This window comes from Microbacterium sp. NPDC060132, from assembly GCF_042729675.1.
In the GTDB taxonomy this organism is placed as follows: domain Bacteria; phylum Actinomycetota; class Actinomycetes; order Actinomycetales; family Microbacteriaceae; genus Microbacterium; species Microbacterium sufflavum.
The window spans coordinates 1188492-1206365 of sequence record NZ_JBHWXU010000001.1 but is presented as its reverse complement, the minus strand read 5'-3'; the positions used below and the strand labels follow the sequence as shown (position 1 = coordinate 1206365).

General features: G+C 71.2%; 16 protein-coding genes. 8 read left to right on the top strand and 8 right to left on the bottom strand.

Features of this window, described 5'->3' with window-relative positions:
• Window positions 1-22 precede the first annotated feature (22 nt).
• Window positions 23-721: a phosphotransferase family protein gene (locus tag ACFWCH_RS06015; protein ID WP_378803129.1), complete on the top strand. Its 699-nt coding sequence runs from the start codon at window positions 23-25 to the stop codon at window positions 719-721.
• Window positions 722-825: 104 nt separating this feature from the next.
• Window positions 826-1233 carry a pyridoxamine 5'-phosphate oxidase family protein gene (locus ACFWCH_RS06010; RefSeq protein ID WP_136029637.1) on the top strand — a complete coding sequence of 136 codons (408 nt, stop codon included), beginning with the start codon at window positions 826-828 and terminating at the stop codon, window positions 1231-1233.
• A 7-nt stretch (window positions 1234-1240) separates the two neighbouring features.
• Here the strand turns inward: ACFWCH_RS06010 and ACFWCH_RS06005 are convergent, their stop codons facing one another.
• On the bottom strand, window positions 1241-1948 hold the full coding sequence (locus ACFWCH_RS06005) for a ZIP family metal transporter (protein ID WP_136029639.1): 708 nt from the start codon (window positions 1946-1948) through the stop codon (window positions 1241-1243).
• A gap of 208 nt (window positions 1949-2156) precedes the next feature.
• Between ACFWCH_RS06005 and argG the strand changes: the two genes are divergently transcribed.
• Window positions 2157-3602 carry an argininosuccinate synthase gene (argG, locus tag ACFWCH_RS06000; RefSeq protein WP_136029641.1) on the top strand — a complete coding sequence of 482 codons (1446 nt, stop codon included), beginning with the start codon at window positions 2157-2159 and terminating at the stop codon, window positions 3600-3602.
• A gap of 49 nt (window positions 3603-3651) precedes the next feature.
• Here argG and ACFWCH_RS05995 read toward each other — a convergent pair whose 3' ends face one another.
• Window positions 3652-4311 carry a GntR family transcriptional regulator gene (locus ACFWCH_RS05995; RefSeq protein ID WP_378803128.1) on the bottom strand — a complete coding sequence of 220 codons (660 nt, stop codon included), beginning with the start codon at window positions 4309-4311 and terminating at the stop codon, window positions 3652-3654.
• 256 nt (window positions 4312-4567) lie between these two features.
• On the opposite strand from ACFWCH_RS05995, the gene ACFWCH_RS05990 reads away from it, so the two are divergent.
• From ACFWCH_RS05990 to ACFWCH_RS05970, 5 genes are all read left to right on the top strand, one after another.
• Complete coding sequence (locus ACFWCH_RS05990; RefSeq protein WP_136029645.1) at window positions 4568-5194, top strand: TetR/AcrR family transcriptional regulator; 627 nt, start codon at window positions 4568-4570, stop codon at window positions 5192-5194.
• A complete protein-coding gene (locus ACFWCH_RS05985) occupies window positions 5191-6030 on the top strand; it encodes a hypothetical protein (protein ID WP_378803126.1) in 840 nt (279 codons plus the stop codon). The genes ACFWCH_RS05990 and ACFWCH_RS05985 overlap by 4 nt, the downstream gene beginning before the upstream one ends.
• Window positions 6027-7862, top strand: coding sequence for a YhgE/Pip family protein (locus ACFWCH_RS05980; RefSeq protein ID WP_378803125.1), 1836 nt, complete (start codon window positions 6027-6029; stop codon window positions 7860-7862). Before ACFWCH_RS05985 ends, ACFWCH_RS05980 begins: the two co-directional genes overlap by 4 nt.
• A gap of 132 nt (window positions 7863-7994) precedes the next feature.
• Window positions 7995-10637 carry a penicillin acylase family protein gene (locus ACFWCH_RS05975; RefSeq protein WP_378803847.1) on the top strand — a complete coding sequence of 881 codons (2643 nt, stop codon included), beginning with the start codon at window positions 7995-7997 and terminating at the stop codon, window positions 10635-10637.
• A gap of 35 nt (window positions 10638-10672) precedes the next feature.
• The gene (locus ACFWCH_RS05970; RefSeq protein WP_136033106.1) at window positions 10673-11434 is read left to right on the top strand and encodes an alpha/beta fold hydrolase; all 762 of its coding nucleotides are present in this window, start codon (window positions 10673-10675) and stop codon (window positions 11432-11434) included.
• Window positions 11435-11447: 13 nt separating this feature from the next.
• Here the strand turns inward: ACFWCH_RS05970 and mnhG are convergent, their stop codons facing one another.
• The 6 genes from mnhG to ACFWCH_RS05940 are packed head-to-tail and all read right to left on the bottom strand — an operon-like array spanning window position 11448 to window position 17799.
• Window positions 11448-11837, bottom strand: a complete 390-nt coding sequence (gene mnhG, locus ACFWCH_RS05965) for a monovalent cation/H(+) antiporter subunit G (protein ID WP_136036515.1) — start codon at window positions 11835-11837, stop codon at window positions 11448-11450.
• Window positions 11834-12103 carry a monovalent cation/H+ antiporter complex subunit F gene (locus ACFWCH_RS05960; RefSeq protein WP_136033102.1) on the bottom strand — a complete coding sequence of 90 codons (270 nt, stop codon included), beginning with the start codon at window positions 12101-12103 and terminating at the stop codon, window positions 11834-11836. The genes mnhG and ACFWCH_RS05960 overlap by 4 nt, the downstream gene beginning before the upstream one ends.
• Window positions 12100-12693 (bottom strand): Na+/H+ antiporter subunit E, encoded by a 594-nt coding sequence (locus ACFWCH_RS05955; protein ID WP_136033099.1) that lies wholly within the window; start codon window positions 12691-12693, stop codon window positions 12100-12102. Before ACFWCH_RS05955 ends, ACFWCH_RS05960 begins: the two co-directional genes overlap by 4 nt.
• On the bottom strand, window positions 12690-14243 hold the full coding sequence (locus tag ACFWCH_RS05950; protein ID WP_136033097.1) for a Na+/H+ antiporter subunit D: 1554 nt from the start codon (window positions 14241-14243) through the stop codon (window positions 12690-12692). Before ACFWCH_RS05950 ends, ACFWCH_RS05955 begins: the two co-directional genes overlap by 4 nt.
• Entirely contained in the window at window positions 14240-14827 is a 588-nt protein-coding gene (locus ACFWCH_RS05945; RefSeq protein WP_206252106.1) for a Na(+)/H(+) antiporter subunit C, read from the bottom strand. The genes ACFWCH_RS05950 and ACFWCH_RS05945 overlap by 4 nt, the downstream gene beginning before the upstream one ends.
• Window positions 14827-17799 carry a Na+/H+ antiporter subunit A gene (locus ACFWCH_RS05940; RefSeq protein ID WP_378803846.1) on the bottom strand — a complete coding sequence of 991 codons (2973 nt, stop codon included), beginning with the start codon at window positions 17797-17799 and terminating at the stop codon, window positions 14827-14829. The genes ACFWCH_RS05945 and ACFWCH_RS05940 overlap by 1 nt, the downstream gene beginning before the upstream one ends.
• Window positions 17800-17874 lie beyond the last annotated feature (75 nt).

Here is a 17874-nt window from a genome sequence, read left to right as displayed (position 1 = left end):
GGGGTGCTGCGAGGATGGCGGGATGCGGCAGGGTGCGGTCGGGACGGTGCGACTGGTCGAGCGCGACGGGCGCCGGCTGGTCGAGAAGCGGTTGTCCGACCCGGCGCGTCACGACACCGAGGTGCGCGCGCTGCGTGCCCTCGCGGATTCGGGGCTGCCGGTGCCACAGGTCGTGGAGGAGCGCGCCGGAGTGATCCTGATGACCGAGCTGCCCGGCGCCCGGCTGGACGAGGGTGATGCGGACACGCGGCTCGCCGCACTGCGGGCGTCGGCCGTCCTCCTCCGGCGGCTGCACGACCTCGTCGCCCCGGAGGACCTGCCGCCCGCGCCCGACGACGCCGCGATCATCGCCCGGTACCGCGCCGCCGACGGTCCTGCCCTTCCCCTGGCGATCCCGCCCTCGGCCGGCGTCGTCTTCTGCCACGGGGACTGGACCGACGGCAACGTGCTCGCGGCGGACGGCCGCATCACCGGTGTCGTGGACTGGGAGGCCGCGCACGCGGGCGATCCGGTGCGCGAGCTGTCCCGCGCGGCATGGGGCGCCGCGCGCAAGGATCCCCGCTCGGCCGATGCGCTGATCGAGGGCTACGGTGCCGACCCCGCGGCGGTGCGGGCGTGGTTCCCGATCCACGCCGCGGAGCTCTGGCTGTGGTTCGCCGAGGCCGGTCCACCCGAGTACTTCGCGCAGCTCACGGCCGAGTTGCGCGCCTGGCCGGGCTGAACGAAGCCGGGCCGAACGAAGGAGCCTCGTCCGGTCCGGGCGATGGGCCCTCGAACATCCACCGGCCGCTGGCTACACTGGCGCCAGACGGAGGGAGCATCCGCATGATCCGAGAGCTCGAGCCCGATCAGTCCTACGAACTGCTGACCACCACCACGGTCGGCCGCATCGGCTTCCTGCACGACGGCCGCGTGCACATCCACCCGGTCAACTACGCCCTGTCCGGCCGCGACATCCTGTTGCGCACCTCGGCGGAGGGGCTGCTGGCCGCCGTGACGACGGTGCCGGCGGCGGTCGCGTTCGAGGTCGACTATCACGACCCGCTGGGCGCCACGGCGTGGAGCGTGCTGATGCACGGCACCCTGTCGCGCGCGCCCGAGGAGGATGCGGCCGGCATCTCGGCCCGCGTGCACCCGTGGGCCGGAGAGGACCGCGACCTGGCCCTGCTGCTGCACATCGAGACGATGTCGGGCCGCAGCGTGCAGCGCGACAGCCGCACCCCGAAGGTCTGACCCCGCGTCAGGACGCGAAGGCGAGCCCCGCGGCGAGCGCGAAGCCGAGCACGGTCGCGAGCCCCGTCGACTCCTTGGCCTTGGACTGCGCCTCGGGCACCATCGAGTCGACGAGCATGACCAGCAGCGCGCCGGCCGCGAAGCCGCTCGCCCCGGAGCGGAAGACATCGCCGGTCACACTGGCGAGGGCGAACCCGGCGACCGTGGCGGCGGCGCACGCCACCGCGACCCCCAGCCACAGCAGCAGCACGCGCGACTTCGCCATCCCGCCGTCGAGCAGGTCGGCGGCGGACCCGATCGACTCCGGCAGGTTCGACACCAGGATGGCGACCACGAGCGCGATGCTCACCGGCTCCCCCGAGGCCAGACCGATGCCGAGCACGAGCTGCTCGGGGATGCCGTCCAGCAGAGCGCCGACGGCGAGCTGCCCGCCCCCGGCCTGCCCCTTCGTGCGGGCGGCGCGGGCGTCGAGGATGCGGGCGGCGACGTAGTAGCTGAGGGCGCCGAGCGCGACACCGGCCACGAGAGGGAGCGGTCCGCCGCGGTCCAGCCCCTCCTCCCACAGCTCGAACGCGATGGAGGCCATGAGGGCTCCCGCGCCGAAGCCGAGCACGATGCCGAGCCAGCGCGGCGGCCAGGTGCGCAGCAGGGCCAGGACCGCACCGACGAACAGCGGCGCCGCGGCGACGGCTCCCCACAGGATCGCTCCACCCATACGCACCTCCGGCCCCACTCTGGCACGGGAAGAGGACTTCGGACGCCAAGCCCCGGCGTGGCCGTCCACGACCAGAACCCGGCGCACGGCGATGCGCTCGACGTCACGCGCGGGCGGGCGCTGGGCACCTACGCGGCACTCGGTGTGCAGGTACGCCTGATCTGACGCACGGAAAGGCGACACGCCGCCCGCCGATAGACTGGAAGGCATGTCCAAGGTCCTCCAGTCCCTGCCCGTCGGCGAGCGCGTCGGCATCGCCTTCTCCGGAGGACTCGACACCTCCGTCGCCGTCGCCTGGATGCGCGACAAGGGTGCGGTGCCGTTCACCTACACGGGCGACCTGGGGCAGTACGACGAAGACGACATCGCATCGATCCCCGGCCGCGCGCTGGAGTACGGCGCCGAGGCCTCCCGGCTGATCGACTGCAAGACCGCGCTGGTCGAGGAGGGCTTCGTCGCGCTGTCGTGCGGCGCGTTCCACATCCGCTCCGGCGGCAAGACCTACTTCAACACCACGCCCCTGGGCCGCGCCGTGACGGGCACGCTCCTGGTGCGCGCGATGCGCGAGGACGGCGTCGACATCTGGGGCGACGGCTCCACCTACAAGGGCAACGACATCGAGCGGTTCTACCGCTACGGCCTGCTGGCCAACCCGCGACTGCGCATCTACAAGCCGTGGCTCGACGCCGACTTCGTGACCGAGCTCGGCGGACGCAAGGAGATGAGCGACTGGCTCGTCGCCCACGACTTCCCGTACCGCGACTCCGCCGAGAAGGCGTACTCGACCGACGCGAACATCTGGGGCGCGACGCACGAGGCGAAGACGCTGGAGCACCTGGACGTGTCGCTGGAGACCGTCGACCCGATCATGGGCGTGAAGTTCTGGGACCCGTCCGTCGCGATCGAGTCCGAGGACGTGTCGGTCACGTTCGAGGGCGGCCGTCCCGTCGCGATCAACGGCGTCGAGTTCGCCGACCCGGTGGCGCTCGTGATGGAGGCGAACGCGATCGGCGGACGTCACGGGCTGGGCATGAGCGACCAGATCGAGAACCGCATCATCGAGGCGAAGTCGCGCGGCATCTACGAGGCCCCGGCCATGGCGCTGCTCTTCATCGCGTACGAGCGCCTGGTCAACGGCATCCTCAACGAGGACACCCTCGCGACCTACCACGAGCAGGGCCGCCGCCTCGGCCGCCTCATGTACGAGGGCCGCTGGCTCGAGCCGCAGTCGCTCATGCTGCGCGAGTCCATCCAGCGCTGGGTCGGCTCGACGATCTCCGGCACGGTCACGATCCGCCTGCGCCGCGGCGACGACTGGACGATCCTCGACACGGTGTCGCCGAACCTGTCGTACGGCCCGGAGAAGCTGTCGATGGAGCGCGTCGGCGACGCCGCGTTCGGTCCGGTCGACCGCATCGGTCAGCTCACGATGCGCAACCTCGACATCGCCGACTCGCGCGCACGCCTCGAGCAGTACGCGGGACTCGGCCTCGTCGGCGGCGCCACGGGCGAGCTCGTCGGTCGCGTGACCGCGGGCGAGTCCGCCGAGATCACGGGCGCCGTCGAGGGTTCGGTCTCCGAGGCCGACGAGACGCTGGCCGACGCGGTGGACACGGCATCGGAGCGCGCGGCCTTCGACTCCGGCACCGACTGAGCACGGTCACGGCGAAGGGGCGCTCCACGCGGAGCGCCCCTTCGTCGTGTCAGGCGTCGGCCGGCGGCACGTCCACGTGGCGGCTGCGCTCCTCGGCGCGGTCGATGACCGCAGGGAGCACGGTGTCGAACAGGGTGATGAGAGCGGCGCGCGTGCCGACCGCGTCGCGCTGCGTCATGGCGAGACCGATCCCGGCGGTGGCCGAGCGGAGTGCCGCGAAGTCGAAGTCGCCCCTCGCCTGCGCGCTGAAGCGACGGATCTGCGGGCCGAGGAACTCGATCACGTTCGAGCGCGTGGCGTTTCCCTCGATGCGCGCGTACGCCACCGCGATCGTGCGCAGGGCAGCGCTGAACGCGGCGACGTCGGACGCATCCACGGCGGACGACATGTCCTCCACCAGCTCCGACAGATAGGTCACGTCGTCGTCGCCCATGACCGGGGTGGCGTGTCGCACCGAGCCGATCCAGACGTCGCCGAACAGGGCGATCGCGTCGCGCACGTCGTCGAGGTCGATCGGAGCGACCCGGGTGAAGCGATTGCGCTGCATGTCCACGAGGCCCAGCTCGGCAAGGCGGTCGAGCGCATGCCGCACGGGCGTCTTCGAGGTCCCGAGAGCGTCGGCGAGCTCGTGATCCCGCAGCCGCTCCCCCGGTCGCAGCTCGCCCGTCACGATCGCTTCGCGCAATCGGTCGTACACGTCGTCGCTCATCGTCCGCCGCTCCAGCGGACTGTCCATCCCAGGCACACCGCACCCCTCTCCGTCATGGCGGTTCCCCCCGCCTCCTCGGACACCGCTGCCGTCGGATTCGCTCCGATCCACAGGGCCCCCCTGAATCCGCGCCCGAGCGCAACGCGTAACATAACACAGTTGAAATGGGAAGGACCGACATGTCAGCGCGGCCGTAGCGACCAGCAATCCGAAAACTATCTTGCACAACCTTGTGCATGAAAAGTATCCTGAATGCATGACCACCCGTGCCCCCCGCCGCGACGCCGTGGAGAACCGCGCCGGCATCCTCGCCGCCGCCCGCGCCGCCCTCGCCCTGGACCCGCACGCCTCGATCGACGCCATCGCCCGTAGCGCCGGCCTGTCGCGCCGCACGCTCTACGGCCACTTCGACGACCGCGAGGCACTGATCCGCGAACTCGTCTCCAGCGGCGCGCAGCGCTTCAACGCCATCGCCGCCTCGGTCGACGACGCCGACCCCCGCGTCGCCCTCGCCCGCCTCGCCTCCCTGCTGTGGCGGGAGGCCGTGCACGTGCAGGTCGCCGCAGCCCTCGCCCTCGACGAGGCGCACGTCACCCACACGGCCGCGGCGCTCTCCCCGCTTCGCGACACCCTGGCGGCCCTGGTGCGGTCGGGGCAGGACGCCGGCAGCTTCCGCACCGACCTGAGCGGACCGACGCTGGCGCGGCTCATCGAAGAGATCGCCCGCACCGTCGTCTCGCGCACCGAGGCCGCCGACCCCGCCACGGGCGACCTCGCCGTGCGCGCGGTCCTGAGCATCGCCGGGCTGTCGTGGCGCGAGGTCGACGAGCTGCTCTCCGACCACCCGGAGCTCGCCGCGACCGGGCAGGAGGTCCGCGCATGAGAATCGCCCTGCACGAGGTGAGCAAGGGCCGCAACGGCCAGGCGCTCCCGGTCACGAGTCTGGAGTTCCACACGGGGGCCGTGCGCTACGCCCTCGCCGAGACCGAGCAACGGCCCACCGTGCTCGGCCTCATCGCGAGCGGGCGCATGCGCCCCGACAGCGGGCGGGTGAGCATCGACGGGGCGAGCGACGCCAAAGACCTGCGCCACCGCGTCGCCCTCGTCGACGCCCCCGACGTCAGCGACCCCCACCCCGACATCACGCTCGCGGGGGTCGTGGGCGAGGAGCTGATGTTCGCCGGGGCCGGTGCCACCCCGCTGCACGCGCGGCGCTGGCTCGCGCGACTCGGGTTCGAGGAGCTCGCGTCGGTCCCCATCGGGAACATCGACCCCGCCGCGCGCGTGCGCCTGCTGTGCGAGCTCGCAGTCCTGCGGCGCGGTGTGGAGGGCATCGTGCTCGTCGCCCCCGACCGCCACGGCGGAAGCCCGGACGGCTGGTGGCGCATCGCGGGCGAGTTCGCCGACCGCGGCTACGCGATGCTCGTGATCGTCGGGGGCTCGGCCGCCGTGGCCCTCGAGCGCATGCACGAGCTCGACGCCGTCAACGCCTCAGGCCCCGTCGAGCCGCTGGTCCTCGCCGCACCCGAGCCGGTACCCGCACCCGAGGCCGCACCCGAGCCGGCACCCGCACCCGAGCCAGCACCCGAACCCGAAACCGAGCCGGCACCTGCACCCGAGCCAGCACCCGAGGCCGAACCCGAGGCCGAAGCCGAGCTCGGGGCCGCACCCGAACCCGAACCCGAACCCGAGGCCGAAGAGAGAGGAGACGCGCGATGAAGGTCCCGTCCATGATCGCCGCCGAGCTCCGGCGTCTCACCGCCAGCCGGATGGGCATCCTCGCCCTGGTCGCCCTGGTCTGCGTGCCCATCCTCTACGGCGGCCTGTACCTGTGGGCCAACCAGGACCCGTACGCCAAGTTCCCCGAGGTGCCCGTGGCCCTCGTGGTCGACGACGAGGGCGCCCCCGCCCCCACGACGGGCACGGAGTCCGCGACCGGCGAGACCGTGAACTACGGCGAGGAGGTGGCCGAGAACCTCCTCGACGGCAACGCGTTCGACTGGCAGCGGATGACCGCCGACGAGGCCGCCGACGCACTGCGCCACGGCACGGTCGACTTCACCGTCACCATCCCGTCGGACTTCTCCGCCGCCCTCACCTCGGCCGCGGGCACCGACCCGCACCAGGCGCGCATCGAGCTGGAGACCAACGACGCCAACAACTACCTCGCTTCCTCCATGGGCACGCAGGCGGTCGAGAAGATCCGCAGCTCCGTCGCCGAGATGGTCGGCAGCGAGGCCGCCGAACGGCTGCTCACCGGGCTGAGCGACATCCGCGACAGCCTCGTGTCGGCGACCGACGGCGCGAGCCAGCTCGCCGACGGCGCCGGAACCGCCGCGTCGGGCAGCTCCGCCCTCGCCGACGGCACCGCCCAGCTCGCCGACGGCACGGCGCAGCTCGCGAGCGGCGCCCAGACCCTCGCGAACGGCGCGCAGCAGGTCAGCGCGGGCAACCGCCAGCTCGCCGACGTGGCCGACCGTGCGGGCGCCGCCGTGCAGGAGGCCACCGCCGCCCTGCCGCAGGTGCGCTCCGACATCGCCACGGCCCTCGCCGACCAGGGCCTCACCCCCGAGGAGATCGACCGGGTGCTGGCGCGGCTCGACCCGCTCGGCACCCGCCTGGAGGAGGGCAACGCGCAGGTGCAGGCTGCGGTCGGCAAGGTCGACCAGCTCGCGGCCGGCGCCGCCGCCCTCGCCTCCGGCGCCACCGACCTCGCGAGCGGCGCGGGGACGGTCGCGACCGGCGCCGCCTCCGCGAACGCCGGCGCCGCCCAGCTGCGCGACGGTCTCGCCACCCTCTCGTCCGGCACCGTCGAACTCCGCGACGGCCTCGCCGACGGGGTGCAGCAGATCCCGGAGTCCACCCCAGAGCTTCGCAGCCAGCAGGCCGACACCATCGCCGACCCCGTGAAGGTGTCGAGCGACAAGGTGGCATCCGCGGAGGACTACGGCGCCGGACTGGCCCCCTTCTTCGCAGCACTGTCGGCCTGGATCGGCATCTACGCGCTGTTCCTCATCGTGAAGCCCATCTCGCGCCGCGCCGTCACCGCCCTGCACTCCCCCGTGCGCATCACGCTCGCCGGCTGGCTCACACCCGCCATGCTCGGCGCCGTGCAGATGCTCGGGCTCATGGGCATCCTGGCGCTCACGCTCGGCTTCACGTTCGACCACCCCCTCGGCACGCTCGGGGTGTTGATGTTCGCTTCTGCCACGTTCGCGGCGATCATCCTGGCGCTGAACGTCTGGCTGGGCTCGGTCGGACAGTTCCTCGGCCTCGTGCTCATGGTGCTGCAGCTGGTCACCGCGGGCGGCACGTTCCCCTGGCAGACGCTGCCCACCCCGCTCGCCGCCCTGCACCACGTGCTGCCGCTCGGCTACGTGGTCGACGCGATGCGGCAGCTGATGTACGGCGGCGACTACGCCCGCGCCGGGTGGGATCTGGCCGTGCTCGGGGTGTGGCTCGTCGGTGCCCTCGTGCTCGCGGCGATCGGGGTGACGCGCATGACGCATCGCCGCACGCTGCGCGATCTGCAGCCCAGCCTGATCGGCTGACGCGGTCGCTCGCCGCGGGACGTGCCGCGGCGAGCGCGGGCGGGCTAGGATGCGAGAGCGCGGCCCTGAAACGCGCACCGGGGCTCGGTGGGACTGAGTCCCAACCGCGACCCGAAAGAGTTCTCGACGATGATGACCGTTTCGCCGGTGTCACCCGCACCCTCCCGCCAGTCGCTCGGTGTCCGCATCGGGCGCATCGCGTTCCTCGTCGTCGCCGCGATCGTGGTGATCGCGGTGGCCGCGGCGTTCTTCGTGACATGGACCATCCAGCGCTCGTTCCCGCAGACCTCGGGCACCCTGCGGCTGGACGGCCTCGCCGCCGAGGTGACCGTGCAGCGCGACGCGAGCGGGATCCCGACCATCACCGCCGACTCCTCGGAAGACCTGTTCTTCGCGCAGGGGTTCGTGCACGCGCAGGACCGCTTCTTCGAGATGGACTTCCGTCGGCACGTGACGTCGGGCCGCGTGGCCGAGCTGTTCGGTGCGTCCCAGGCCGGCACCGATGCGTTCCTGCGCACGCTCGGCTGGCGCAAGGTCGCCGAGGCCGAGGTCGAGGCGATGGACGACACGACCCGCGGCTACTACGAGGCGTACGCCGACGGTGTGAACGCCTACCTGTCGTCCCGGTCCGGAGCGGAGCTGTCGCTCGAGTACGCGGTGCTGGGCCTGCAGAACCCCGACTACGAACCGGAGCCGTGGGAGCCGGCCGACTCCGTCGCGTGGCTCAAGGCCATGGCCTGGGACCTCCGCACCAACGTCGAGGATGAGACGGAGCGCGCGCTGCTCGCGGGCGCCCTCGCCGACGGCGGCGACCCGGAGGACACGCACGCCCTGCTCGCGAAGCTGTACCCCTCCTACCCGTTCGACCGGAACCCGGTGATCGTGCCGCAGATCTCCACGGTGGAGCCGCTCGACACCACCGCAGACGCCGCCGCGTTCAGCCTGCCGCCGAAGGACGGCGAGGTGCAGCAGGCCGTCACCACGATCGAGTGGCAGGAGACGGCGAACGTGATCGAAGCCGCGAGCGTCCTGGTCGGAGACGCCGGCGAGGGCATCGGCTCCAACTCCTGGGTCGTCTCGGGAGAGCTGACCGCGTCGGGCATGCCGCTGCTGGCGAACGACCCGCACCTCGGCGCCTCCCTGCCCTCGGTCTGGTACCAGGTGCAGCTGAAGTGCTCGACGGTCGACGCCGACTGCCCGTTCGACGTGGGGGGCTTCTCGTTCTCCGGTCTCCCGGGCATCGTGATCGGCCACAACCAGCGCGTCGCATGGGGCTTCACCAACCTCACCACCGACGTGACCGACCTGTACGTCGAGCGCATCGAGGGCGACGCGTACTGGCGCGACGGCGCGCTCGTGCCGCTCGAGGAGACCACCGAGACCATCGCGGTCGCTGGTGGCGACGACATCGAGCTCACGATCCGCTCCACCGTGCACGGCCCCATCATCTCCGGCCTCACCGACGACTTCACCGCGATCGCCGACGCGCCGGACCCCGCGCTCCGGGCCGAGGGCACCGCCCCCGCTCCACCGGGAAGCGACGCCGCCGAATACGCCCTGAGCCTGCGCTGGACGGCCCTCGACCCCGGCACCACCGCGACCGCGATCTTCGCCCTCTCCACCGCGCAGGACTTCGACGACTTCCGCGCCGCCGCCGCCCTGTTCGACGTTCCGGCGCAGAACCTCATCTACGCCGACGTCGACGGCAACATCGGCTACCAGACGCCGGGGCGGCTGCCCATCCGCGGGGCCGGCGACGGGTGGATGCCGCAGCCGGGGTGGGACAGCGGCTACGACTGGACCGGCTACATCCCGTTCGAGGAGCTGCCCGTGGCGTACAACCCCGCGTCCGGCTACATCGTGACCGCGAACAACGCGATCGTCACCGACGACTACGAGTACTTCCTGTCGCGCGACTGGGACCAGGGGTACCGCGCTGCCCGCATCGCCCACCTGATCGAGCGCCGCGCGGCCGCCGCGCCGCTGACCGCGGAGGACCTGCGCGACATCCAGATGGACGGCGAGATGTGGATCGGCAAGCAGCTGGTCAGCGCCATGGGCGACGTCGAGGTCGACGGTACCGGACCGCGGACGGCCGTCGAGCTGCTCCGCACGTGGGACGCGCAGAACGACAAGACCTCCGCGGCCGCCGCGTACGCGAACGTGCTGTGGTCGCGCCTCGTGCAGAACCTCTTCGCCGAGCGCGCCGTGCCCCTGCCCACCGACGGCCAGGGACGGCTGTTCACCGTGGTCGGCGACCTGCTCGAAGACCCGTCCGACCCGCTGTGGCGCAACGACCGCATCGACGTCGACGGCATGCCCCAGATGCTGGCCCGGTCGGCCGAGGAGGCGTACGACGAGCTCGCCGCGCTGCAGGGCACCGACACGACGCGCTGGAACTGGGGCGACCTGCACGCCATCACGCTCCGTAGCGGCACGTTCGGCTCGTCCGGAATCGCCCCGATCGAGGCACTGTTCAACCGCGGACCCTACCCGGTCGGCGGCGGCGCATCGGTGGTGGACGCGACCGGCTGGACCATCGGCGAGTCGTACGCCACCACGACCGTGCCCTCCATGCGGATGGTGGTCGACCTCGACGACCTCGACGCCTCCACGTGGATCCATCTGACGGGTGCCTCCGGTCACGCCTACCACGAGCACTACGTCGACCAGACGGAGGACTGGGCCTCGGGCGTGCAGCGCCCCTGGGCGTTCACACCGGGCGCGGTCGGCCGGTCCGCGCGCGACACTTTGATCCTGGCCCCCGCCGGCTGAGAGACCCGCAGAGGTTCCTCGGCTAGCGTGGACCGGTGCCCTCCAGTTATCTCGCCCCGAAGGGGACGACCGCGACGCTGCTGGAGTTCGAGCACGGCGGCGCGACCCTCATCGCGGAGAGCTTCGGCGAGGGGCCGCACACCTACCTGCTGCTGCACGGCATCGGCATGGGCCGCAGCGTGTACCTCGACCTCACCCAGCGGCTGAACGGACGCGTGATCGCGCTCGACCTCCCCGGGTTCGGCGAAGCGCCCGAGCCCACGCGCACCCTCACCATGCAGCGCCACGCCGACCTGGTCGCCGCGTATCTGCGCCACGTCGACGCGGAACCCGTGGTGGTGATCGGGCACTCGATGGGCAGCCAGATCGCGGCCGAGCTCGCCGCCCGGCACCCCGAGCTCGTGGCGGGGGTGGTGCTCGCGGGACCGACGGTCGACAAGGCCGCGCGCAACATCGGGGCCCAGGCGCGCTACCTGCTGCAGGACCTCGTGGGCGAGCGGCCGCTCGTCATCTGGCGCGGCGCGCGCGAGTACCTCCGCGGCGGTCCGCACCTGATCCGCAAGATGCGGGCGACCATCGTGCATCAGCCCGAGAAGGCCTTCCGCCGCATCCACTGCCCCGTGCTCGTGCTGCGCGGGGAAGACGACCCGCTGGCCCCGATGAGCTGGTGTCAGGTCATCCTCGACGCCATCCCCGGCGCGGAGCTCTCCGTGATCCCCGACCACGGGCACGGCACCCTCATCAGCGACTCCGAACCCGCCGCACGCCTGATCGAGGCGTTCGCCGACCGTACCTGACGCGCGGGCGAGGTCAGCCCGCGGCGGGCGGCGTCTGCTTGGACTCGGCGAGCTCGTCCACCACGAGCCCGCGCTGCTCGATCGTGCCGTTGCGATACGCCTGCCGCCCGACCATGTGCGCGGACAGGGGCGCCGTGGCGAACTGCATCAGCACCACCGGGGCGACCAGCACCAGGCCGAACAGCACGCCGCCGATCGACCGCTGCGACAGCGCGATCGCCACGCAGATCACCAGCAGCCCGAGCACCTGCGGCTTGGTCGCGGCGTGCAACCGCGTCGGCACGTCGCGGAAGTGCAGCAGCCCCACCGCGGCGGAGAGGCACAGCAGCGCACCGATCAGGATCAGCACCAGCACCGCGACGTCGATCACGGCGTCGGGGATCATCAGGCCGAACACGTTCATGGCGTCGTGTTGTCCCTTCTCGCGACGAACCGGGCGACCGCGATCGACCCGAACACGCCGACGGCGGCGATGATCAGCAGCACCGGGATGTTGCGGGTGTGACCGTTGATCGCCATCTCCGCGCCCAGCACGCACATGACCTCGGTGAGCAGCACGTCGGCGGCGACCGCGCGGTCGAGGATCGACGGACCACGCACGATGCGGATGACGGCGAGGATCGCGGCGACACCGAACACCGCCATGATCACCAGGAGCAGCACGTTCATCGGGCACCCCCCACCCTGGCCGGATCGATGCGACCCGCGCGCTCGTCGGCCTTGAGGCGGCGGTACTGCGACGGGTCGCCCAGCGCGCGCACGACCCGCTTCTCCCAGCCGAGCACCCCCTGCCGCTGCTCCTCGACGTCTTCCTTGCTGCGCACGCCGATCACGTGCAGGTAGAGGATGCGCCGGTCGCGGTCGGCCTCCACCACGAGCGAACCGGGGATCAGCGACGACACCACCGCGACGTGCGTCATGACGAGGTCGTCCGCGTACCGCAGCGGCACGGCGACGATCGCGGTGCCCGGCTGCCGGCGGAAGTCGAACACCTGCACCGTGACCGACAGGGCGCCGCGCAGCACTGCCCAGAGGAACTGCACGATGAACAGCGCGGCGTACCAGAGGTTCACGCGGCCGGACAGCTCGACCGTCGGCAGCCGGAACACGCGCGTCACGAAGATCGCGACCACGAGCCCGGTCAGGAACGAGAGCACGGTGAACTGCGCCCACAGCAGCATCCACAGCACGATCAGCCAGGCGAGGAACGGCAGCTGCATGCCGATGTCGCGCCACAGGCGCCGCGTCTCCGGCCTCATCCCTCCACCTCGTCTTCCAGTTGGACGAGGTTGACCGGCTGCAGCAGGCCAGCCCCGATGCGATCGCACAGAGCGTACAGCGGACCGGCGAAGATCGTCAGGGCCACCGTGACCGTGACCATGCCCGCGGTGGCGACCGTCATGATCTTCGGGATGCGCCTGGTCTCCTGCTGCTCGTCGGCCGCGGGTGCGCCCGTCAGGTAGGAGATGCGTCCCTCGGTCTCGGTGGAGTCCTCCTCCTCGCGCCAGAACGCCAGGTTCCACGCCCGCATGAGCGCGTACAGCGTGAGCAGCGAGGTGATGATGCCGCCGAAGATCAGCACGATCATCAGGGGCGTGCCCACGGAGGCGGCGGCCTCGAACAGCGCGAACTTGCCGATGAACCCGGAGAACGGGGGCAGACCGCCGAGGTTGATCGCGGGGATGAAGTACAGCACCGCGATCACGGGCGCGATCTTGAGCAGCCCCTTCACCCGCAGGATCGAGGTGCTTCCCGCCCGACGCTCGATGAGTCCCACGGCGAGGAAGAGGGTGGTCTGCACCACGATGTGGTGCACGATGTAGTACACGGTGGCGCCGATCGCCGCGGGCGTCGCGATCGCCAGGCCGAAGATCATGTAGCCCACGTGGCTCACGAGGGTGAACGACAGGATCCGTTTCAGCTCCGCCTGCGCCACGGCACCCAGCACCCCGACGACCATGGTCGCCAGCGCGATGATGAGCAGCAGCGTGTCGATGCTGTTGGAGGCGAAGAGCTGCGTCTCGGTGCGGATCAGCGCGTACACGCCGACCTTCGTCAGCAGTCCGGCGAACACCGCCGTGACCGGGGCCGGCGCGGTCGGGTAGGAGTCGGGCAGCCAGAAGGAGACGGGGAAGATGGCGGCCTTGATGCCGAAGGCGACCACGAGCATCAGGTGCAGCACGAGCTGCGTGTCCTGCGGCAGCTCCGACATGCGCTCGGCGATCTGCGCCATGTTCACGGTGCCGAGGGCGCCGTAGATCATCGCGATCGAGGCGAGGAACAGGATCGACGACACGAGCGAGACGACGATGTACACCGCACCCGTGCGGATGCGCGACTCGGTGCTGCCCAGCGTGATCAGCACGTACGACGCGACGAGCAGGATCTCGAAGCCGACGTAGAGGTTGAACAGGTCGCCCGCGATGAAGGCGTTGAAGATGCCGGCCGCGAGGATCAGGTAGGAGGGGTTGAAGATCGAGATCGGGGTCTCGTCCGCGCCGTCTGCGACGCCCTGACCGATCGAGAAGAGGAGGACCGCGAGCAGCACGACGCTCGACACGAGCACGAGCAGCGCGGCGAGCCGGTCGACGTAGAGCACGATGCCGAACGGCACCGGCCACCCGCCGACCGAGACCGCGAGCGGGGATCCCGCATCGACCACGACCAGCAGCACCGCGGCGATGACCGAGACGATCGCGAGGGTGGCGACCGTGACGAGCACCTGGAGCCGGGCATTGCGCCCGAACACGAGGGTGACCGCGGCGCCCAGCAGCGGCAGGGCGACCAGGAGCGGGACGAGCGTGGTCATGACCTGCCCTCCCCGTCTGTCGTGTGGTCGTGGTCTGGATCCTCGTCGGCCTCGGGTTCGGGTTCGTCCTCCCGCTGCGCGCTGTACGGCGAGTCGTAGGGGGCGTCGTCGTGGATGTCGGGGTGGTCCCGCATGTGCAGCACCGTGATGGGCGCGGTCTGCACGCCGACGAAGTCGGTGGTCGCCTCGTCGTCGTCGGTCTCCGACTCGTCGTCCATGAGGTCTTCGTCGGCGTCGGTGCGCTCGCGCAGGGCGATGTCGGCCTCGTCGTCCTCGACCGTGTCGGCCTGGCCGAGCTGCCAGGAGCGGTAGATGAGGGCGAGCAGGAACGCCGACACCGCGAAGGTGATCACGATGGCGGTGAGGGTCAGCGCCTGCGGGAGCGGATCGCTGAGGTCGCCGTTCGTGCCGAAGAAGGGGGCGTTGCCCGGCACGCCCATCACGATCAGCAGCAGCAGGTTCGTGGCGTTGCCGAGCAGCAGGAAGCCGATCAGCACCCGGGTCAGGCTGCGCTCGAGCATCGCGTAGACGCCGCACGCGAAGAGCACGGCCATGATCGCGATGAGGGCCAGGGAGACGTCCATCAGCCGTTCCCCCCTGTCCGTGAGGTGAAGTCGATCGCGGTGCTCTGACCGGGGCGGAGCGCGGACTGCCGGTCCACCTCGGCGCCGAGGCTGCGCAGCACGTCGAGCACGAGCCCGATCACCACGAGGTACACACCCACGTCGAAGATCGTCGAGGTGACGAACTCCATGTGACCGATGCCCGGGATCTCCCACTCCCAGAAGGTGCTGGTGAGCGGCGCCATCCCGAAGAACAGCGGCACCACGGCCGTGCCGACCGCGAGGATGAGGCCCGCCCCGAGCAGGCGTCCGGCGTCGGTGGGTGCGGCGGCACCGAGCTCCCAGCGGCCGCCGGCGATGTAGCGCATCACGAGCGCCATGCCCGCGACGAGTCCGCCGGCGAAGCCGCCGCCCGGCAGGTTGTGACCCGCGAACAGCAGGAAGATCGACACCACGATGATGGTGTGGAACAGGATGCGCACGATGACCTCGAGCAGGATCGACCTGTTCTCCGGCTTCATCTTCTGTCCGCCGACCAGCCAGGCGCGCGGGGCGCTGCGGTTCTCGGACGTCTGGAAGCGCACGCCGTCGGTGGTCTCGACGAGCGGACGGCTGCGGGCGGCCTTGCGCACGGAGCGCGGCAGGGTCTTGGTCGCGGCGAGCAGATCGGCGCGGTGGGTCACGAAGACGAGGGAGGCGACACCGGTCGCCGCGAGCACGAGAACCGACAGCTCGCCCATCGTGTCCCAGCCGCGCAGGTCGACCAGGGCCACGTTCACCACGTTCTTGCCGTGGCCGATCTCGTAGGCGATCTGCGGGAAGATCTCCGAGATCGGGTCGGCGACGCGCGACTGGGTGGCCACGATCGCGACGAACGCCATGGTGAGGCCGACGCCGATGCCGAGCAGCGCCCGGGGGATGCGGCTGACCGAGGCGTTGTGCTCGCCCATCCGCGCGGGGAGCCGCCGCAGCACCAGGGCGAACGTGACCATGGTGACCGTCTCGACGAGGATCTGCGTGAGCGCGAGGTCGGGTGCGCCGCTGGTCGCGAAGAGCACGACCATGCCGAGACCCGTGACCGAGGCCAGCACGACGCCGGTGTACCGCTTCCTAGCGCGCACCGCCACCACGCCCGCGACCGCCATGATCGGCGCGACCGCGAGCTGTGCCGGGGTGTGCCAGAGCGACAGCTGGTAGCGGTCGATGTCGCTCGCGATGAGCGCGGTGACCTCGGCCGCGACGAACACCACGAAGATCGTGCCGACGTAGACGGGCAGCGAGCCGCGCTGCGTGAGGGTGGTGCTGAGCACGGACAGCCGGTCGATGCCGCGCATCACGAGGTAGTAGGCGTCGGCGGCGGTGAAGGGCAGCAGGCGCGGCCGACGGTCCCAGCCGCTGCGTCGCGTGAGCAGGAACAGCCCGATGCCCAGCAGGACCGTGAGGATCGAGATCCCGAGCGCTGGTTCGAACCCGTGCCAGAGCGCGAGGTGACCGGGGCCTTCGACGGCGGCGCCCTCGTGGTCGAGGCCGGGGTTCGCGGTGAGCGCGTAGGGCTGCAGGGCGATGTCGAGCGCGGGGGCGCCGATGCCCGCCGCGAGGGTGACCCCGGCGAGGATGATCGGCGCGGAGAGGAAGCCGACGGGCGGGTCGGGCCACGCGGTGTCGGGCAGCCGCTCGCCGCGGTCGTCGCGTTTGGTCCAGAACGCTCCCCACAGGAAGCGCACGCCATATGCCGCGGTGAGCATGGAACCGAGGACGACGCCGATCAGCGCCACGAGTCCCCAGATCGAGCCGCCCTGCGCGTCGTCCAGGAGCGCCGTGAGCGTGGACTCCTTGGCGACGAAGCCGATGGTGGGCGCGATGCCCGCCATCGACGCGACCGAGATGAAGGCCGCGGTCGCCATGACCGGCGCCTGCCGTCCGACCCCGGAGAGCTCGGTGATGTCACGCGTGGAGAGCTGCCGGTCGATCACGCCGACGATCAGGAACAGCGCCGACTTGAACAGGGCGTGCCCGATCACGAGCGCGAGTCCGGCGAGGGCGGCGGCCTGCGTGCCGTAGCCGACCACGACGGCGAAGAACCCCAGCTGGCTGACGGTGCCGAAGGCGAGCACGCGCTTGAGGTCGGTCTCGCGCAGCGCCTGGATCCCGCCGAGCAGCATGGTGAGGATGCCGAGGCTGATGATGATCGGTCGCCAGGTGGCGCTCAGCGCGAAGATCGGGGCGAAGCGCGCGATGAGGTAGATGCCCGCCTTCACCATCGCGGCGGCGTGCAGGTAGGCGCTGACCGGCGTGGGGGCGGCCATCGCACCGGGGAGCCAGAAGTGGAACGGGAACAGCGCCGACTTGCTGATGGCGCCGATCAGCAGCATCACGATGGCGGCGTCGACCAGGGGCCCGGTGGGGGCGAGCGCGAGGATCTCGCGGATGCTCGACGTGCCGGCGTCCACGACGAGCAGCACGACGCCGACGAACATCACCAGGCCGCCGAGGGTCGTCACCAGCAGAGCCTGCAGCGCGGCTCGACGGCTGGCGGCGCGGCGGCGGTAGTGCCCGATCAGGAGGTACGAGAGGATGCTCGTCACCTCCCAGAACATCACGAGCATCACCAGATCGTCGGTGAGCACGAGGCCGTACATCGCGCCAGCGAAGCCGAGCAGCACCCCGGCGAACTGGCCGATGCCGGCCGCGTCGTCGTGGAAGTACCAGCGGCAGTAGAGCAGCACGAGCGCGCCGACGCCGGTCACGATCAGGGTGAGGACCCACCCGAGCACGTCCATGTTCATGGAGAGCGAGAGCCCGAGCTGCGGGATCCACGGCACGGATTCGAACGGCACAGGGCCGTCGAGCACCTGCGGCGTGAGCACCAGCGCGTGCACGAACGCGGCGGCGGGGACGAGCGCGGCGACGGCGAAAGCCTGTGCTCCCAGCCAGCGCACCAGAACGGGCAACAGCAGCGACCCGAGGAGGAACACGGCGAGGAGCATCAGCATATACGCGGCTCCTCGGGGCTCGTCGGCCTTGCGGCTCAGGCGGGCGGTGTCCGTCCAGTTTACCGGGATGATGGG

Bases quoted from the DNA above. Each gene is read 5' to 3' on its own strand.
- ACFWCH_RS06015 (WP_378803129.1), top strand. From the start codon at position 23: ATGCGGCAGGGTGCGGTCGGGACGGTGCGACTGGTCGAGCGCGACGGG.
- ACFWCH_RS06010 (WP_136029637.1), top strand. From the start codon at position 826: ATGATCCGAGAGCTCGAGCCCGATCAGTCCTACGAACTGCTGACCACC.
- ACFWCH_RS06005 (WP_136029639.1), bottom strand. From the start codon at position 1,948: ATGGGTGGAGCGATCCTGTGGGGAGCCGTCGCCGCGGCGCCGCTGTTC.
- argG (WP_136029641.1), top strand. From the start codon at position 2,157: ATGTCCAAGGTCCTCCAGTCCCTGCCCGTCGGCGAGCGCGTCGGCATC.
- ACFWCH_RS05995 (WP_378803128.1), bottom strand. From the start codon at position 4,311: ATGAGCGACGACGTGTACGACCGATTGCGCGAAGCGATCGTGACGGGC.
- ACFWCH_RS05990 (WP_136029645.1), top strand. From the start codon at position 4,568: ATGACCACCCGTGCCCCCCGCCGCGACGCCGTGGAGAACCGCGCCGGC.
- ACFWCH_RS05985 (WP_378803126.1), top strand. From the start codon at position 5,191: ATGAGAATCGCCCTGCACGAGGTGAGCAAGGGCCGCAACGGCCAGGCG.
- ACFWCH_RS05980 (WP_378803125.1), top strand. From the start codon at position 6,027: ATGAAGGTCCCGTCCATGATCGCCGCCGAGCTCCGGCGTCTCACCGCC.
- ACFWCH_RS05975 (WP_378803847.1), top strand. From the start codon at position 7,995: ATGACCGTTTCGCCGGTGTCACCCGCACCCTCCCGCCAGTCGCTCGGT.
- mnhG (WP_136036515.1), bottom strand. From the start codon at position 11,837: ATGAACGTGTTCGGCCTGATGATCCCCGACGCCGTGATCGACGTCGCG.
- ACFWCH_RS05960 (WP_136033102.1), bottom strand. From the start codon at position 12,103: ATGAACGTGCTGCTCCTGGTGATCATGGCGGTGTTCGGTGTCGCCGCG.
- ACFWCH_RS05955 (WP_136033099.1), bottom strand. From the start codon at position 12,693: ATGAGGCCGGAGACGCGGCGCCTGTGGCGCGACATCGGCATGCAGCTG.
- ACFWCH_RS05950 (WP_136033097.1), bottom strand. From the start codon at position 14,243: ATGACCACGCTCGTCCCGCTCCTGGTCGCCCTGCCGCTGCTGGGCGCC.
- ACFWCH_RS05945 (WP_206252106.1), bottom strand. From the start codon at position 14,827: ATGGACGTCTCCCTGGCCCTCATCGCGATCATGGCCGTGCTCTTCGCG.
- ACFWCH_RS05940 (WP_378803846.1), bottom strand. From the start codon at position 17,799: ATGCTGATGCTCCTCGCCGTGTTCCTCCTCGGGTCGCTGCTGTTGCCC.